The organism is Aureimonas sp. N4, assembly GCF_001463925.1.
GTDB lineage: Bacteria > Pseudomonadota > Alphaproteobacteria > Rhizobiales > Rhizobiaceae > Aureimonas > Aureimonas ureilytica_A.
In genome coordinates this window covers 55,634-70,154 of the sequence record NZ_BBWS01000057.1, presented here as the reverse complement: position 1 = coordinate 70,154, position 14,521 = coordinate 55,634, and the positions used below count along the sequence as shown (strand labels likewise).

14 protein-coding genes are annotated in these 14,521 nt (G+C 66.0%); 7 read left to right on the top strand and 7 right to left on the bottom strand.

What is annotated here, in order from left to right:
- Positions 1 to 8: 8 nt before the first annotated feature.
- From AUL28_RS22850 to AUL28_RS19940, 4 genes are all read left to right on the top strand, one after another.
- Positions 9 to 3,272 carry a DNA translocase FtsK gene (locus tag AUL28_RS22850; protein WP_062236231.1) on the top strand — a complete coding sequence of 1,088 codons (3,264 nt, stop codon included), beginning with the start codon at positions 9 to 11 and terminating at the stop codon, positions 3,270 to 3,272.
- A gap of 232 nt (positions 3,273 to 3,504) precedes the next feature.
- Positions 3,505 to 4,650, top strand: a complete 1,146-nt coding sequence (locus AUL28_RS19950) for a hypothetical protein (protein WP_156420103.1) — start codon at positions 3,505 to 3,507, stop codon at positions 4,648 to 4,650.
- Between the two features lie 285 nt (positions 4,651 to 4,935).
- The gene (locus AUL28_RS19945) at positions 4,936 to 5,592 is read left to right on the top strand and encodes an outer-membrane lipoprotein carrier protein LolA (RefSeq protein WP_062236226.1); all 657 of its coding nucleotides are present in this window, start codon (positions 4,936 to 4,938) and stop codon (positions 5,590 to 5,592) included.
- 64 nt (positions 5,593 to 5,656) lie between these two features.
- Entirely contained in the window at positions 5,657 to 5,914 is a 258-nt protein-coding gene (locus AUL28_RS19940) for a hypothetical protein (protein ID WP_062236223.1), read from the top strand.
- 7 nt (positions 5,915 to 5,921) lie between these two features.
- On the opposite strand, the gene AUL28_RS19935 is transcribed toward AUL28_RS19940, so the two are convergent.
- From AUL28_RS19935 to AUL28_RS19920, 4 genes are all read right to left on the bottom strand, one after another.
- Positions 5,922 to 6,542, bottom strand: coding sequence for an ATP-dependent Clp protease proteolytic subunit (locus AUL28_RS19935; protein ID WP_062236220.1), 621 nt, complete (start codon positions 6,540 to 6,542; stop codon positions 5,922 to 5,924).
- 150 nt (positions 6,543 to 6,692) lie between these two features.
- On the bottom strand, positions 6,693 to 7,034 hold the full coding sequence (locus AUL28_RS19930; RefSeq protein WP_062236217.1) for an SRPBCC family protein: 342 nt from the start codon (positions 7,032 to 7,034) through the stop codon (positions 6,693 to 6,695).
- A complete protein-coding gene (locus tag AUL28_RS19925; RefSeq protein ID WP_062236215.1) occupies positions 7,031 to 7,345 on the bottom strand; it encodes an ArsR/SmtB family transcription factor in 315 nt (104 codons plus the stop codon). Before AUL28_RS19925 ends, AUL28_RS19930 begins: the two co-directional genes overlap by 4 nt.
- 66 nt (positions 7,346 to 7,411) lie before the next feature.
- Positions 7,412 to 8,293, bottom strand: a complete 882-nt coding sequence (locus tag AUL28_RS19920) for an alpha/beta fold hydrolase (protein ID WP_062236212.1) — start codon at positions 8,291 to 8,293, stop codon at positions 7,412 to 7,414.
- A 144-nt stretch (positions 8,294 to 8,437) separates the two neighbouring features.
- On the opposite strand from AUL28_RS19920, the gene AUL28_RS19915 reads away from it, so the two are divergent.
- Positions 8,438 to 9,241, top strand: a complete 804-nt coding sequence (locus AUL28_RS19915) for an exodeoxyribonuclease III (RefSeq protein WP_058636800.1) — start codon at positions 8,438 to 8,440, stop codon at positions 9,239 to 9,241.
- A gap of 46 nt (positions 9,242 to 9,287) precedes the next feature.
- On the opposite strand, the gene AUL28_RS19910 is transcribed toward AUL28_RS19915, so the two are convergent.
- Together AUL28_RS19910 and AUL28_RS19905 are read right to left on the bottom strand one after the other, a co-directional pair.
- On the bottom strand, positions 9,288 to 11,615 hold the full coding sequence (locus AUL28_RS19910; protein WP_062236209.1) for an FdhF/YdeP family oxidoreductase: 2,328 nt from the start codon (positions 11,613 to 11,615) through the stop codon (positions 9,288 to 9,290).
- 66 nt (positions 11,616 to 11,681) lie between these two features.
- Positions 11,682 to 12,242, bottom strand: a complete 561-nt coding sequence (locus tag AUL28_RS19905; protein WP_062236206.1) for a L,D-transpeptidase family protein — start codon at positions 12,240 to 12,242, stop codon at positions 11,682 to 11,684.
- Positions 12,243 to 12,321: 79 nt separating this feature from the next.
- On the opposite strand from AUL28_RS19905, the gene AUL28_RS19900 reads away from it, so the two are divergent.
- On the top strand, positions 12,322 to 13,005 hold the full coding sequence (locus AUL28_RS19900; RefSeq protein ID WP_058636803.1) for a response regulator transcription factor: 684 nt from the start codon (positions 12,322 to 12,324) through the stop codon (positions 13,003 to 13,005).
- Positions 13,006 to 13,257: 252 nt separating this feature from the next.
- On the top strand, positions 13,258 to 13,752 hold the full coding sequence (locus AUL28_RS19895) for a cyclic nucleotide-binding domain-containing protein (RefSeq protein ID WP_062236184.1): 495 nt from the start codon (positions 13,258 to 13,260) through the stop codon (positions 13,750 to 13,752).
- Between the two features lie 9 nt (positions 13,753 to 13,761).
- On the opposite strand, the gene AUL28_RS19890 is transcribed toward AUL28_RS19895, so the two are convergent.
- Positions 13,762 to 14,268, bottom strand: a complete 507-nt coding sequence (locus AUL28_RS19890; RefSeq protein ID WP_062236181.1) for a DUF2244 domain-containing protein — start codon at positions 14,266 to 14,268, stop codon at positions 13,762 to 13,764.
- Positions 14,269 to 14,521 lie beyond the last annotated feature (253 nt).

Below are 14,521 nucleotides of genomic sequence, written 5' to 3'. Positions count from 1 at the left end.
TCAAGGGCATGGCGATGGCATCGATCGAAGCACGGGAAGAGGGCGCTGGCCGGCTGGGCCGCCCGGCGCAGGTGATGTTGGGCTTGGCGCTGGTCGCCGCGTCCATCTGGCTTGCCCTGTCCTTCGCGAGCTGGACGGTGGACGACCCGTCGCTGAGCTATTCCAACGACCACGCGGTGCAGAATCTCGCGGGCCGCTCCGGCGCGATGATCGCCGATCTCGGGATGCAGCTTTTCGGCCTCGCCGCCGTGCTCTTGCCGGTGCTTCTGACCGCGCGGGGCGTGCTGCTGCTGCTCGGCCGCCGGGTCGGGCGCTCGGGCGCGCGCGCTTGGTGGGCGCTGGCGGGCATGGCGCTGGCCAGCGCCGCGCTGGGCAGCCTTCCCTCGCCCGCGAGCTGGCCGCTGCCGATCGGTCTCGGCGGTGTGGTCGGTGATCTCGTTCTGAAAATCCCGGCGCTCGCCACGGGCACCTATCCGCAGGGCTCGCTCGGCATCGTGCTGGCTGTCGTCTTCGCGCTGCCGGCCGTCTGGTGCGTGTTGAACGGCGCGGGTCTCGTGGCGCGCCAGTCCGACGAGTACGAAGCCGAGATGCATCCGCGTGGCCATGGCGTGGCGCGCGGCCGCCACGACGACGAGCGCGAAGGCGCGATGCAGCTTCTGGCGGGCGCGGCCGGCCACTGGCTTTATTCCGCCCGCTCGGCGCTCGGCCGCAAGATCGGCGACATCGCCGAGGCACGCCGCCTGCGCGACGATCCCTTCGCCCATCGCGACTGGGACCGCGACGCGCCCCTGATGCCGCCCGCGCCCGAAGCGCGGCTGCGCGAGGCGCTGCGCGCGGCCGAGGAAGCCGAAGCCGGCCGCGCGCCGGCCTCGCGCGGCCCGCGCATCGTACAGCCGCCGCGCTTCGACGAGGCGGTGGAGTTCGAGCCCGACGAAACCGAGATGGGCTTCGTGCCCGAGCCCGCCGCCCGGCCCGCGCCGGCCGCACAGCCCCGCGCGGCCGCGCCTGCTCGCCCGCAAGCGCCGGCTCCCGCGCCCGCTGCCCGCGCCCCGGCCCCGACGGTTGCCGCGCCCGAGATGCCGGCGCGCCGCACGGTGGACACGAGCAAGGCCACGGTGCGCCACGGCCGCTCCGACTGGAACGGCTCCTACAAGATGGCCCAGCGCGAAGCGGCGCTGCTGGCGGCGGCAGAAGCCGCGCGCGCGGCCGAACTCGGCCTGCCGGCCCCGGACACGGAGGGCGACTACGACCCCGCGCAGGACTATCACGAGAGCGCCCATGACGAGGCGCATCACGAGCCCCGCTTCGAGACCGAGCGTTACGAGGAAGACGAATTCGAGGACGCGCCGTTCGAGCTGGAAACCCATGCTCATCTCGGTGACGAATCGCGCCCGACCCTGGAAGAGCGCATCGCCGCCGAGGAAGAGGACGAGGACCGCTTCCACGACGAGCCCTATGGCGTCGAGGCCGAGATGCGCCGTGAGCCCGAGCCCGAGGAGCAGGGCGGCTGGCGCGGTTTCATCGCCAACAATATCGTGGCCTTCCCAGGCCTGAAGCGCGCACAGCGCCCCGAGCCGGAGCCTGCGCGCCCCGCGCCCGTCGCCCCGCGTCCCGCCCCGCAGGCCGGTGTCGCCGCGCGCGGCGCCATGGCGGCCGACCCGCGCCCGGTTCGCGTCCAGATGCAGCCCTCCATGGACATGCACGCGCACCAGTCCTCTCGCGCGCGCCTCGCCGAGTTCGGCCATCCCGATCTCAACGAGGAGTTCATCCTGCCGCCGATCGAGCTTCTGGCCCCGCCCAAGCCGCGCAACCGCGACAATTCGCTGACGCCCGAAATCCTGCAGGAGAACGCGCGGCTGCTCGAAGGCGTGCTCGATGATTTCGGCGTGAAGGGCGAGATCATCGAAGTGCGCCCCGGCCCGGTCGTGACGCTCTATGAGCTGGAGCCCGCGCCCGGCATCAAGTCGAGCCGCGTCATCGGCCTCGCCGACGACATTGCCCGCTCCATGTCGGCCATCGCCGCGCGCGTCGCCGTCATCCCCGGCAAGAACGCGATCGGCATTGAACTGCCGAACCAGCGCCGCGAGACCGTCTATTTCCGCGAGATGATCGGCTCAGACACGTTCGCCGGCTCTAAGGCCAAGCTGCCGCTGGCGCTGGGTAAGACGATCGGCGGCGAGGCCGTCATCGCCGATCTCGCCAAGATGCCGCATCTGCTCGTCGCCGGCACCACCGGCTCGGGCAAGTCGGTGTCGATCAACACGATGATCCTGTCGCTGCTCTACCGGATGAGCCCGGCCGAGTGCCGCATGATCATGATCGACCCGAAGATGCTCGAACTCTCGATCTATGACGGCATCCCGCATCTTCTGGCCCCGGTCGTCACCGACCCGAAGAAGGCCGTGGTGGCGCTGAAATGGACGGTCCGCGAGATGGAGGACCGCTACCGCAAGATGTCGAAGGTGGGCGTTCGCAATATCGACGGCTTCAACGCCCGCGTCGCCTCCGCGATCGAGCGCGGCGAGTCGATCTCGCGCACGGTGCAGACGGGCTTCGACCGCGAGACCGGCGAGCCGATCTTCGAGTCGGAGGAGTTCGACCTCCAGCCGCTGCCCTATATCGTCGTGATCATCGACGAGATGGCCGACCTCATGATGGTGGCCGGCAAGGACATCGAAGGCACGGTCCAGCGCCTCGCGCAGATGGCCCGCGCCGCCGGCATCCATGTCATCATGGCGACGCAGCGCCCCTCGGTCGACGTCATCACCGGCACGATCAAGGCCAACTTCCCGACGCGCATCTCCTTCCAGGTGACCTCGAAGATCGATTCGCGCACCATTCTGCAAGAGCAGGGCGCCGAGCAGCTGCTCGGCATGGGCGACATGCTCTTCATGGCCGGCGGCGGTCGCATCCAGCGCGTGCACGGCCCGTTCGTCGGCGACGACGAGGTGGAGGAGATCGTGAAGCACCTGAAGACGCAAGGCGTGCCGGAATATCTGGACGCTATTCTGGAGGACGAGGACGAGGAGGCCCCGGCCGCAGCCGCCGGTGGTTCCACGGCCGGCATGGAAGAAAGCGCCGATCTCTACGATCAGGCGGTGGCGATCGTGCTGCGCGACGGCAAGGCCTCCACCTCCTACGTCCAGCGCCGCCTCCAGATCGGCTACAACCGCGCCGCGTCGATCATCGAGCGCATGGAGCGCGAAGGCATCGTCGGCCCGGCCAACCATGCCGGCAAGCGCGAGATTCTGGTGCCAACCGACAACGCCTGAGCGCGAATAAGGCGCGCGCCGGATAAGGGCGCGTGCTTCGATGGGAGATGATCAGGCGGGCGCGAGCGATCGCGCCCGTCGTCGTATTTCGACCTATTGTCGCCGTCTAGCGACCCCTCGTAGTATCCCCAAAACTGGACATTCGGCGCGATTTGCTTCCGCATGTCTGCGCGCTCCTGCACAGTCGTCCAATGGTAGTGGAGAAATCTGCAGGGGATGTTGGAGACGAGAAATGAAACCGCCACTCAGGCAATCTAGGTTCGATAAAGCTGGCAATGAAGTTGTTCAGGTGTCGCTCTACGTCGCCGCAACGTCTCCACTTACATTGGTGACATTCGACAAGGGAGACGAGCCTTCGTTCACGCTCGATCAGATAAATGGACGGACTTATGATCGACTGAAACTATGTCGAACAACAACTGGTCTGGACCCCACGTTGTCGGCAATGGATGGAATGGCGGTGATAGTGTCGTATACCGGCGCGCTACTGTTCCCTCGGATGCCAGGTGTTCGCGAGGGGGAGGTGTTAGCTTCCGCAAATCGCCTACTGCTGAAACTTACATTTGGAGGCATCGACTTCGACGCACTGGCCCCAAATGACTTGGGCTTTGGTCTTATGTACGGCACGGGATATTTTCTCGCGGCTGGGGGTGCTTGGGGGCCGAACTTCAACACACTCATGGCGCTGCAACATCAAGATGCGGGCAGCTCCGACACAATGAAATTGCTTCATCCAAGAGTGAAGACCGCTTCCGAGATCCATACTGCTGCCCGCGCAGGCACCGCTGTTGTTGACGGCATTCCGGAGATGAGTCCAACCCTGTTCCTCAACGGCCTAACATACTTCCGACAAGGCCAACTGGAGCCAGCACTTGTATTTCTCTGGTCGACGTGCGAGTCGCTAATTGGACGCCTTTGGGATAATCATGTTGTGCCCAAGGGAGCAGGCATTCTCGGCCGTAAACGCTTCTTAGAAGGCAATGGTTGGCAGGCTGCCCATATGGTGGAAGTCCTGTTTCAGATGAGCCTCATTGGGAGTGGCCTCTACACGCATTTGAATCAGGCGCGGACAGCGCGCAACGCTTTGGCGCATCGAGCCACATCTCCCAAATTAGATGACTGCAAGGCCGCGATGCATGGCGCGTTCCAGTTAGTGTCGGCCATCCGCTCGGGAGGAAGCATTCATGATGAGTTTAAACAGTTGGCCGAAAGACTGGCCTCGGCGCATGATCCACATGACGGGCCGCTGAATCCTCAGTACTGGCGAGAAATTCCTTCGGTGCCAGGGGATGAAAAGTGGGAGGGAGAGTACCCTAGGCACCGCGAAATTGAACTCGTGCCAGTTTCAGAGATCGCTCGGAGGCGCGATGGCCGGTAGGTCGGCTTCCTGTTACTTGCGTCCCGAAAGCCGACAGTCTTTTTCCCATCCAATCCCGTCTCCGCGTGACGCATCGGGCGGGCTATTCGACATGCCCAACTCCTCACAGTCCCATCCGGGCTTGGCATCCGTGCAGTGACGCGCCATCTCGCATATCAGGCGCAGGAAAGGCCGATGCCGCATTGCCGCCAGAGCGATGCGCTAGACCGGGCGCGAAGGAACACGAGACGTGAAGCGCGTGGGAGCCTGGCTGCCCCGGCGCGCCGCCAAGGGAAAGAAACGGACATGACGACCAACTTCACCCGGATCGCCAAGGCCGGACTGACCGCCACGCTGCTGATGGGCGCGGGTCTCGCGCCCGCCTTGACCGCCGGGCCGGCCATGGCCCAGGCGGCAGGGGCGGCCGCGACGGCGCAGCGCGTGGCCGATCATTTCTCGGGCGTGCGCTCCATGAAGGGGCAGTTCGTCCAGTTCGACGCGGCCGGCAACCAGACCGAGGGCACGTTCTACATGGAGCGCCCCGGCAAGATCCGCTTCGACTATTCCGGCTCGCCCGTGCGCGTGATTTCGGACGGCTCCCAGGTCGCGGTCAACAATCGCAAGCTCAACACCTGGGACCTCTATCCCCTGTCCAAGACGCCGCTGAAGCTCCTGCTCGACCAGCGCATCGACCTCTCCTCGGCCAATATCCAGAGCGTGAAGGAAGGGCCGGACCTCACCACGATCGTAATGGGCGACAAGTCGATCTTCGGCAATTCGCGCATCACCATGATGTTCGACCCCAACACCTACGACCTGCGCCAATGGACGATCCGCGACGCGCAGGGCAAGGACACGACCGTGATGGTCTACAATGTCGAGGACGGCATATCGGTGAACAACGACCTGTTCGCGATTCCCTATTCTCAGATCGCGACGGGCCAGACCGGCGGCAAGCGCTGAGCGGAGAGGGGTCCGAGGGCGGCGGCGAGCCGCCTCGGGTCAATTCGCTCTCGGGGGAGGAATCATGGCCCTGCGCCCGATCTGGCTTCTTATGCCCTTCCTGGCTCTCGCGGGCTGCACGACCGTCTCGCCCGAGGCGCTGCGGGGGCGGGACGAGGCGCGCTGCGCCGATTACGGCTTCCGGCGCGGCACGGACGGGTTTGCCGCCTGCCTCCAACGCATCGACCTGTCGCGCGAGGCCGACCGGCGCGCCCGGCTGCGGGACGATCCATTTTATGTCGGCGGCGTCGTGCCGGGCGCAGGTTACGGGCGCATCTGGTAGGGGAAAGTCAGAGCGACCCGGTGGCGAGCGCCAGCGGGCGGCGGTGCAGGATGCGGTCGATCAGGCCCCATTCCAGCGCTTCTTCGGCCGACATGAAGCAGTCCCGGTCGAGCTTGCGCTCCACCTCCTCATAGGTCCGCCCGCAATGCTCGGCGTAGAGCCGCGTCATGCGGTGCTTCACCCTCCGCGTTTCCTCGGCATGGATCAATATGTCGGACGCCTGCCCCTGAAAGCCGCCGAGCGGCTGGTGGACGTGGATGCTGGCATTAGGCAGGGCGCAGCGCTCCCCGGCCTCGCCCGCCATCAAGAGGAACGAGCCCATGGAGCGCGCCGTGCCCATGCAGAGCGTATGGACCGGCGCCTGGATGAACTGCATCGTGTCGTACATGGCCAGACCGCTCGTCACCACGCCGCCCGGCGAGTTGATGTAGAGATGGATGGGCTTCTTGGGGTTCTCCGCCTCCAGCAGCAGAAGCTGCGCGCAGACGAGGGCCGAGACCTGATCGTTCACCTCGCCATTGATAAAGATCACGCGCTCGCGCAGAAGCCGCGAGAAAATATCGAAGGCGCGCTCGCCCCGGTTGGATTGCTCGACCACCATCGGGACGAGTTGCATCGCTTCGCGCATGGCGAATTCCTTGGGTTCGGATTGTGGGGACAGGGAAGGAGCCAAGCGGGGACAGCCCGTCCGGTCAAAACCGGATCGGCGAGCAGGCTTCAGCTCGTTAAAAGGCAGCGTGGGTGGGTGCCGGAGCGACAGAGCCCCGGCTGGCGTGCCTCACGCCGCGCGGGTGCGCACTGCCCGGTTGGCGTTGGCGGCCATCATGCGAGGGCCTGCGCCGAGGCGTTCGTGGATGATGCGAAGGCGGGTGCCGCCGGCCTCGTTCAAACTGATGCGGAAGGTGACGGCGCTGGTCTCGAAAGGCGATCCGCCCTCGCGAAGGCAATAGCGCAGTTCCTGACCGGGGACGACGGAGCCGGCGTCCGGCTCGGCTTCAATTACATCAGGCAGCCAGCGCTCGCGAAAGGCGGGGATGCTGAGGGCCCGCCAGACCTTTTGCGGCGGCGCGTCCAGATCGTAGACGAGATCCAGCGTCGCATCGTCCGGGCTGTCGCTCATTGATCCATCTCCTTCAGAAGCGCTTTCAGATCATCGACGCGCGCCGGCCAGAAGGCGCGGTACTTGGCGAGCCACGACGCCACGTATTGCAGCCCCGCCGGGTCCACCTCGTACTGCACGAAACGTCCCTCCCGCTCCTCGCGCACCAGACCCGCCCCGCGCAGCACCGAGAGATGCTGCGACATGGCCGGCTGGCTGATCCCCATGCCCTCGCGCAGGGCGCTGGCATTCCTGCGCCCTTCCGCCAGCTTCTCGAAGATCGCGCGGCGGGTCGGGTCGGCGAGGGCCTTGAAGATGTCGTCTTCGATCATGTCGATACATAAGCATCGACTTATGCGATTCGCAAGCGATTTCGCTTCGAACGGGCGGGAAGGGGATCAGGCGCCGAAGAACCGCATCAATGCCGCCAGCGTCTCCTCCGGCGCTTCCTCCACGAGGAAATGGCCGGCGTCGATCGCCTGGCCCTCCACATCGTCGGCCCAATCCTGCCAGATAGTCAGCGGAGCGCCCTTCTTGGCCGGCGTGCCATCCGTACCCCAGAGGATGAGGGTCGGGCAGGCAAGACGACGGCCGGCCTTGCGGTCTTCCTCGTCGGCGGCGGGGTCGATCGTTGCGCCGGCGCGGTAGTCCTCGCAGGCGCCATGGATGGCGGTGGGGCGCGAGAAGCTCTTGCGGTATTCGGCCAGCGCCTCGGAGGCGAAAGGCGCGGTGGATTTCGCCTTGGTCCAGCTCGCCAGCGTGTGGTCGAGATAGAAGACCGGATCGCTCGCGATGAGCCGTTCGGGCAAGGGGTTGGGCTGGGCGAGAAAGGCCCAGTGATAGGCCGAGATCATACCTGCGGCGTCCACGCGCTCCCACATCTCGAGCGTCGGGATGATGTCGAGAAGCGCCAGACGCATGACCTTCTCCGGATGGTCGAAGGCGAGGCGATAGGCGACGCGCGCGCCCCGGTCATGGCCGGCCAAATGAAAGCGCTCGTGTCCGAGCGCCGCCATCAGCGCCACCATGTCATCAGCCATCCGGCGCTTGGAATAGGCGTCGCCGCCGGTGGATTCGGGCGCGCTGGAGCGGCCATATCCGCGCAGATCCGCCACCACGACGAGGAAGCGCTCGGCCAGTTGGTCGGCGATCGGGGCCCACATCGCGCCCGTCTGCGGGTAGCCGTGGAGCAGGAGCAGCGGTTCGCCCGAGCCCTTGATGCGGCAGAAGAGCGTGGCGTCGCCGCAGTCGATCTCGCGCGTCTCGAAGCCTTCGAACATCAATGCCGCTCCCCCCGGAATTCGACCGGCGACACGCCGGTCTGTCCAGCCGCGTCAACGCGTGGGAGCGCCGTTCCGTTGCCTTGCGGGGCGCGGTCTCTTCGCTTACGCAACAGCCGACCCTGCCGAACGCGAAAGCCCGCCATGTCCTTCACCGTCGCCACATGGAACATCAATTCGGTGCGCCTGCGCCTGCCGATCGTGGAGGAGTTCCTGCGCCAGCAAGGGCCGGATGTCCTGTGTCTGCAGGAAACCAAGTGCCCGAACGAGCTTTTCCCCGAAGAGGCGTTCCGCGCGCTGGGCTACGAGCATATCGCGCTGCACGGGCAGAAGGGCTATCACGGCGTCGCGACGATCTCGCGCCTGCCCTTCCATGATATCCTGCGGCAGGATTTCTGCGCGATCGGCGACGCGCGCCATCTCTCGGTGCGCATCGAGGCGCTGGGCGGACCCTTGCGCATCCACAATCTCTACGTTCCGGCCGGCGGCGACGAGCCGGACCCGGAGATCAATCCGAAGTTCCGCCACAAGCTCGACTTCCTGGAGGAGATGCGCCTGATGCGCGCCGACGCCGAGCCGGGCGTCGCCTCCATTCTGGTCGGCGACCTCAACATTGCGCCCTATGAGGAAGACGTCTGGAGCCACAAGCAGCTTCTCAAGGTCGTCTCGCACACGCCGATCGAGACGGAAGGGCTGATCCGTATCCTGAACGAGGGCAATTGGCGCGATCTCGTGCGCCATCATATCCCACTGCCGCAGAAGCTCTACACATGGTGGAGCTACCGCGCCAAGGACTGGGACGGGGCCGACAAGGGCCGCCGCCTCGACCATGTCTGGGGCTCGGACGGCTTGCCGGCGATGGTGCGGGACGTGCGCGTGCTGCGCGAGGCGCGCGGCTGGGACCGGCCGTCCGACCACGTGCCCATTCTCGTGACGCTGGACGGCTGAGGAGTGGAGCCATGGGACGCCGGATGCGCCCCATGGCTTCGATCGTTTAAGCCGCAGCGGCCGACGCGGCGCTACGCTGGATGCGGATCGGCACGGATTTCGCCGCCGGCACATGCGCCGTCTTCTCGTGGTGCCAGAGCGGAATGAGCTTGTTCAGCTCGGGGTAGTAGCCGCCGACATCGCCCTTCGGCAGCTTGAAGGAGTGGACGCGCAGGCCCTGCACGCGGCGATCCACGCCGTCATCGGCATGGGTTTCGACATCCACGAGATCCTGATCGCGCAGGCCGAGACGCGCCATGTCGTCCTTGTTCATCAGGAGCACCATGCGCGAGCCAGAAATGCCACGCAGGCGATCATCATAGCCGTAGACAGTGGTGTTGAACTGGTCGTTGGAGCGCAGCGTCATCAGCTTGAACACGTCGGGGCCGTTGACGTCGATATCGGGGTCCGTGTCGAAGCCCTCCGGCACGAGGAAATTCGCCTTGCCCGTTTTGGTCTTCCAGATGCGCTTGCAGGCCGGCAAGTCGCGGTGGAAGCCACCCGGCTGGAGGAAGCGCTGGTTGAAGTCCTTGAAGTCGTCGGGATAGGCGCGCTCGATCTCGTCGCGGATGCGAGAATAGTCCGCAACCCATTCGTCCCACGGAATGGTGGAGCGGCCCGGCACCGTCGCCTTGGCGAGTTCCGCCACGATCTTGGGCTCCGACAGAAGCTCCGGCGAGGCCGGCGGCCGCCAGCCCTTGGAGCCGTGGATGCAGGCCGTGGAATCCTCCACTGAGACCGTCTGGTCGCCGGTCTCCTGACGGTCGCGCTCGATGCGGCCGAGGCAGGGCAGGATATAGGTGACCTCGCCCGGCAGGAGATGGTTGCGGTTGAGCTTGGTCGAAATCTGAACGTGCAGGCGCATCTTGCGCCATGCCTTTTCGATCAGTTCGGTTTCCGGCACGGCGCGCGAGAAGTTGCCGCCGAGGCCGATAAAGGCTTTCACCGAGCCGTCGATGATCCCCTCGCAGGCTTCCACCGTCGCCTTGCCCTTTTCGCGCGGCGGCTCGAAACCGTAGAACGCGGCGAATTTGTCGAGCGGGGCGAGTTCGGGCTTTTCGGTGATGCCCACCGTGCGCTGGCCCTGCACGTTGGAATGGCCGCGAATGGGCGAGATGCCCGCGCCCGGCTTGCCGATATTGCCGCGCATCAGGAGGAGGTTCACCAGCATCTGCACGTTCTCGACGCCGTGCCGGTGCTGCGTCAGGCCCATGCCGTAATGGGCGATCACGGCGTTGGAACGGGCATAGACGCGGCCGACCTCTTCCAGGTCCTCGCGCTTCAGGCCCGAGCAGCGCTCAATCTCGGCCCAGTCGGCGGCGCGCAGATAGGCTTCGAACTCTTCGAACCCATGGCCGTGCTCGGCGATGAACGCGACGTCGAGAACGCGCTCGGCTCCCGCTTCCTTGGCCGCATCGTCCAGCGCGAGCACGGCCTTGGCGATGCCCGTCATCGCCGCGATGTCGCCGCCGCAGCGCAGCTGGAAATATTCGGTCGACATCTTGGTGCCCTCGTCGGGCGAGAGCATCTCGTCGGGCGCCTGCGGGTTCTTGAAGCGCATGAGACCGCGCTCCTCGACCGGATTGAACGTATAGACCGGCACGCCGCGCTTGCGCGCCTCTTGAAGCGGATGGAGAAGGCGCGGCGCGTTGGTGCCGGTGTTGTGGCCGAAGAAGAACATCATGTCCGTCTTGGCGAAATCCTCGTGCTGGATCGTGCCGACCGGCGAGCCGATCGACAGCGGCAGGCCGACCGAGGTCGACTCGTGGCACATGTTGGAGGAATCGGGCAGGTTGGCTGAGCCGTAAATGCGCGCGAAGAGCTGGTACATGTAGCTCGTTTCGAGCGAGGCGCGGCCCGAGGCGTAGAAGATCACCGATTTGGGGTCGAGCCTGTTCAGCTCCGCTCCGATCTCCCGGAAGGCGCTCTCCCAGGTGACGGGCACATATTGGTCGAGCGAGGCGTCGTAGCGCATCGGCGTCGTCAGGCGGCCGTGCTTTTCGAGATCGTGGTCCGTCCAGTCCAGAAGCTCGGTGACGCGGTGGCGCGAGAAGAAGTCGCGGTCGGTGCGCTTCTTGGTCTGCTCCCAGATCGTCGCCTTGGCGCCGTTCTCGCAGAATTCGAAGGCATGGCTGTCGGCCGGCTTGGCCCAGGAGCAGGACACGCAGGCAAAGCCGTCGGGCTTGTTCTGCTTGAACAGCGTGTTCCAGATCGTGGAAACCGCCAGCCCTTCCGCGATGCTCTTTTCGGCCAGCGATTTGACCGAGCCCCAGCCGCCGGTCGGCGAATCATAGGGCTCGACCACCGGCAAGCTTTGCTGTTCGCTGCGTTCCATGACCTGACCTCTGCGGAATGCGTCCAAGAGGAGAGGAATCGTGAGCGGGGCGAAGGGTTCCGATCGTCAGCGTCGAACGACGAGGCGCATCCCGCGATGGAGATGGGGAGCCAAGCGGTCGAGATCCCCGCGCGAAAGGGCGACGCAGCCTTCCGTCGGCGCGTAGCCGGGCCGGGCGACATGCAGAAAGATCGCGCTGCCGAGGCCCCGCGCGCGGCGCGTCACGTTCCAGTCGAGCACCACCACGCCGTCATAGAGCCGGTCGCCCCGCATCATGCGCTCGGCGCTTTTCGGGAAGGGCAGGCGGACCGGGCAATTATAGCGCCCGTGGCGTGCCTCGTCGCACCAGCCGTCGCTCGCCCGCGTCAGGCGCGTCGGCAGGGCGAAGCGCGGGCCGCCGCGCCCGCCGGGCCGGCGGTAGGCCGAGAGAAGCCGCATGGAGGCGAGCGGCGTCGCGCCGTCGCCCTCCCGCTTGCGCGTGGAGATGCGGCCCTTGCCGAGCGCGCAGCGCAGCCGCAGCGGCCCCATCTGTAAAAGCCCCTGGCGCGGATCGAGCGGGGAGGGGCGAACCAGAAGGATCGACGTTTTTCCGGCCTTTTCGACTCTCTGGTCTGGAAATCGTCGCATCGTGCTCACAAATTGTTTCAAACGGAACCTCGTAAAATATGCCAATCCCACTCTATCGTCATCTGCACAGGACCCCTTCATGAGCGCACGCAGCATTCTGATCGTGGACGATGACGACGATCTGCGCACGACCCTGGTCGATCAGCTCTCCCTGCACGAGGAATTCCTCGTCTCGCAGGAGAACAACGCCACGAAGGGCATCAATGCCGCGCGCGGCGGTTTGACCGATCTCGTCATCATGGACGTGGGCCTGCCGGACATGGACGGGCGCGAGGCCGTGCGCGTTCTCAGAAAGTCCGGCTTCAAGGCACCCATCATCATCCTGACGGGCCAGGACGCCGATGCCGACACGATCCTGGGCCTTGAGGCGGGCGCCAACGACTATGTGACCAAGCCTTTCCGCTTCGCCGTGCTTCTGGCGCGCATCCGCGCCCAGCTTCGCCAGCACGAACAGTCCGAGGACGCGACCTTCCAGGTCGGCCCCTATGTGTTCAAGCCGAGCCAGAAGGTTCTGGTGGACGACAAGGGCGGCAAGATCCGGCTGACCGAAAAGGAAACCGCGATCATCCGCTATCTCTACCGGGCCGATCGCCGCGTCGTGACGCGCGATGTGCTGCTGGAAGAGGTCTGGGGCTACAATTCGGGCGTCACCACCCACACGCTCGAAACCCATGTCTATCGCCTGCGCCAGAAGATCGAGCCCGAGCCATCCAATGCCCGGCTGATCGTCACGGAGTCCGGCGGATATAAGCTGATGCCCTGACGAAGAGCCTCGGTTCGCCGCCCGTCGCACCCGACAGGTTTCCGAGCAGGGGTATGCGATCTGTGGCCTTCGGGGAACGCCATGCCCCGCTTCGACGCCTGTGCGAGCGCGCCGAGGCCGCAGGGGCTTTCGCATAAGGCGAAATCTTGCGATGTCGGAGATGGCCTTGGCGGATCGTTCGATCCGCCGCTCGGGCCGCCCCATGGTCCCGCCCGCGATGCCGGGCGGCACAGGAGAAGCGAACGGCGTGGCATGAGCCTCGAAAGCGACATGGAGGTTCTGAGCGAAGTGCCCCTGTTTCAGGAGCTCTCGCGCGATCAGCTCCGTCTTCTGGCCTTCGGGGCCGAGCACCGTGTGTTGCGCGCGGGCGAAATCCTGTTCCGTGCCGAAGCGCGCGCCGATGCCGGCTTCGTGGTCGCCTCGGGCGAAGTGCATCTGGTGGAAGGCGAGGGCGAGGCCCGCCATATCGCCATGACGGTGGGCCGCGGCACGCTGCTCGGTGAAATGGCCCTCATGGCCGACACGCGCCGCCCGTCCTCCGCCGTGACGGCGACCGATTGCGACTTCATCCGCATTTCGCGCCCGCTCTTCCGGCGCATGTTGCAGGAATATCCCGAGATCGCCGCACTCCTGCACCAGCGCATCCGCGACGATTTCCTCTCCATGGCGAACCGGATTCTGGCGCTCAGCGAGACCCTGGAGTTCGACCTCGGCGACGACGACGCGCCGGACGACCGGCGGGATTAGCGCACGCCTTTAGCCCCGCTTGGCCTCCGCCAGCGCGCGGCCGAACGCCTTGGCGAAGCTTTCGCGATCCTCCGGGTTCAGGAAACCGCCGATCTCCGTCGCCCGCCCTTCGCCATGGACGCTCATCTGCGTGACGCCGAATTCGGGATGGCGGCGCACGAGAAAGCGCGTCCAGCCCGGATTGTAATGGGCCTCCCGCACCGCCCCGCGCGGTGAAATCTTGCGGATGGACAGATCGGTGCGCGAGACCGACACTTCCTCCCGCGCTCTGGCGGAGTGGAAGGACACGCGCAGCGCCCACCAGAGCAGCAGCACGTCGAGTCCGAAAAAACCCACGATAGGCCAAGCGCCGTTCGCGACGAAGGCGAGGCCCGAGACGAGGCTCGCGCCCCCGAACAGCGCCATGGTAACATGGAAGCCGCGCCGCCCAAGCGAGCGATAGGGCGTCAGCAGCGCTTGGAAGAGCGGGGCGTCCGCGTCGGGCGCGGACGAGGCGTCACGAAGATCGGTCACCATGCGCGGCTCTTGCCTCCCAGCCTGGATTCGTTCCAATGACGCCTTGTTCGACGGGCCAATGCCGTGGCCCGTGGCGATCCTTGCGAAGGCCGAGCATGGCAGAAAACGACGCTCCTCCGAAAGCTCCCGCGCGCAAGCCGAGAGCGGCTGCGACAGCAGGGCGCGCCGCCGGCCAGAGCCAGCCGGGGGAAACCAGCGCAACGCCCGGCCAGCCCGCGCCTCAAGCTGCCAAGGAGCGGGCCGCCACGGCGCC